We start from the raw sequence: 2509 nt of genomic DNA, 5'->3' as shown, positions 1-2509 counted from the left end.
TCCCAATAGGCGCGCTCTTGTGCCTCGGTTTTGAATTTGGGAATCGGTTCTTTAGCTGTCTGCTTGCTCATAAACACTGCGCTCCTTTCTGTGCATGTCCCGCGCTGAAATCACGCGAATCAATTCGCCCGATCGGCGCAAAGTGAAGATAACAATTCACATTTTGCTTGATGTCTGAAATGGGACACGCCCGCCCCAGTCAAACGGCTACATTGCCTGAAATAGGAGACACCCCATGAACAAGCTGAACTGCTTTTCCCTCTCGACTGAAAATCACGTTGCCCACCTGGTGATGAACCGCCCCGAGGCGATGAACACCATGCACCCCACCTTTTGGCGCGAGCTGCACGAGGTGCTGACCGACATCCACAAGGCGGGCACCGCCCGGGCGCTGGTGATCTCGAGCACGGGCAAACACTTCAGCGCGGGCATGGACCTGCAAACCTTCGGCAGCGCCATCCAGATGGACGACAGCAGCGCCGAAGGCCGCTCGGCCGTGTACGACGTGCTGACCGACATGCAGCACACCTTCACCCTGCTCGAAGAGTTGCGCATTCCGGTGATCGCGGCCATCCACGGCGGCTGCATTGGCGGCGCGGTGGACATGGTGACCGCCTGCTGCATGCGCTATGCCTCAGCCGATGCGTTTTTCTGCATCCAAGAAATCAACATCGGCATGGTGGCCGACGTGGGCACCCTGCAACGCCTGCCCAAGCTGTTGCCCATGGCGCTCGTCAAAGAACTGGCCTACACAGGCCGACGTCTGAGCGCCGACAAAGCGCTGGCCCACGGCCTGGTCAACGAGGTGCTGCCCACCCACGAAGCCACCGTGGTCGCCGCCCTGCAAGCGGCCAAAGAGATTGCCAGCAAACCGCCCGTGGCGATCTGGGGCACCAAGCAAGTGCTGCACTACGCCCGCGACCACAGCACCGAAGACAGCCTGCGCCACATGGGCTGGCTGCAAGGCGCGATCTGGAGCAACGCCAATGTGCGCGAGGCGATCAGCGCCATGCAACAAAAACGCGAGGCCAACTTCGCGCCGCTGCCGCCGCTCAAGGGGTTTCGGGAGTTTGGCTGAGGCGAGTTGGGCAACAAGACGAGAACACCACCTGCCATGTCAATGACCATTGCACCCGACGATCCCGCTCGGCCAGATGTGTATGCGCTGCTCGACGAGCACTTGCGCCACATGCATGAACTTTCACCGCCTGAAAGCGTTCATGCACTCGATGTGGACCAACTCAAGAGCCCCGAAATCTCATTCTGGTCCGCTCGCGATGGCGATCAGCTTTTGGGATGTGGTGCCCTCAAGGAACTGTCCCTTGATCATGGCGAGATCAAATCCATGCGAACCCCATCCACCCATCGGCGACAGGGTGCGGGTCGTGCCATTCTGAATCACATCATCAGCGAAGCCATCAAGCGTGGCTACCAACGACTGAGCCTGGAAACCGGGCCAGCCAGCACGTTTGCGCCAGCGCACCAACTGTATGAAAGCGCCGGATTCCGGCCCTGCGGCCCCTTTGGCGACTATCAACTTGACCCCCATAGCGTCTTCATGACCATGGACCTCCAAAGTCCTGCGTCAGCTTGACTTCACAAGCGACAAACAACATGGCCATCTACACCGCCGAAATTCTGTGGGCTCGGTCTGATCAGAAGTTCACCGACAACCGCTACAGCCGCCAGCACATCCTGCGCTTCGACAGCGGCATTGAAATTGCGGGCTCTTCATCCCCTCACGTTGTTCCTCTGCCCTACTCCGTGGCCGATGCGGTAGATCCCGAAGAGGCCTTCGTCGCTTCACTGTCCAGCTGCCACATGCTTTGGTTTTTATCCTTTGCAGTCAAACATGGTTTTGTGGTCGACACCTACCATGACGCAGCAGAGGGCGTGATGGGCAAAAACCCAGAAGGCAAGCTCATGATGACCACCGTCACGCTTCGCCCCGAGGTTAAATTTTCTGGGGACAAGATTCCGACCCATGCTCAGCTGCAAGAGATGCACCACTTGGCCCACGACGAATGTTTCATCGCCAACTCTGTCAAGACCGACGTGCGTTGCGAGCCAAGGCAAGTTATTCACTGAAGTCCACTGGATTCTGAGCAAGTTATCGGCTGCGATTGAGGCCGCCCAGCCTTCCTGAACGAAAAGGCAAATGGTCCGGTTACTCCGGCCCAAACGGATTGAACACCTCAAAACGCAAAACCCAAAACCTTCGACCCGATCAACGCACACGCTGCCCAAACGGCAATTTACTTTCTCAACCCTCATTCATAAACCATGTTCAGTGCTGCATTCATTTGGGAGCCCGGATCCTACGACGCTGAGTTCAACGAACTCAATGCCATCATTGATGCTGTGGCTAAAGCCTCGCCCGGCTTTATCGGGGTCGAAGAGTGGGCTTCAGACGATGGCAAACGTCGCAATGCCACCTACTATTGGGAAACCATGGATGGCCTCAAAGCGTTGGGAACCCATCCCAGCCACATCGAGGCCAAACAAAAAT

4 protein-coding genes are annotated in these 2509 nt (G+C 57.4%); all 4 read left to right on the top strand.

Annotation, left to right across the window (positions count from 1 at the left end; all coding sequences use genetic code 11):
- Window positions 1-235 precede the first annotated feature (235 nt).
- On the top strand, window positions 236-1078 hold the full coding sequence (locus tag ACIQ39_RS19300; protein WP_396436197.1) for an enoyl-CoA hydratase-related protein: 843 nt from the start codon (window positions 236-238) through the stop codon (window positions 1076-1078).
- A 36-nt stretch (window positions 1079-1114) separates the two neighbouring features.
- A complete protein-coding gene (locus ACIQ39_RS19295; protein ID WP_396436196.1) occupies window positions 1115-1594 on the top strand; it encodes a GNAT family N-acetyltransferase in 480 nt (159 codons plus the stop codon).
- A 20-nt stretch (window positions 1595-1614) separates the two neighbouring features.
- A complete protein-coding gene (locus tag ACIQ39_RS19290) occupies window positions 1615-2088 on the top strand; it encodes an OsmC family protein (protein ID WP_396436195.1) in 474 nt (157 codons plus the stop codon).
- A 195-nt stretch (window positions 2089-2283) separates the two neighbouring features.
- On the top strand, window positions 2284-2509 hold a 226-nt coding region (locus ACIQ39_RS19285), incomplete at its 3' end, for an antibiotic biosynthesis monooxygenase (RefSeq protein ID WP_396436194.1).

This window comes from Limnohabitans sp., from assembly GCF_044361645.1.
Taxonomy (GTDB): Bacteria; Pseudomonadota; Gammaproteobacteria; order Burkholderiales; family Burkholderiaceae_C; genus Limnohabitans_A.
The sequence above is the reverse complement of the archived record's forward strand: the minus strand, read 5'-3'. Positions and strand labels throughout refer to the sequence as shown.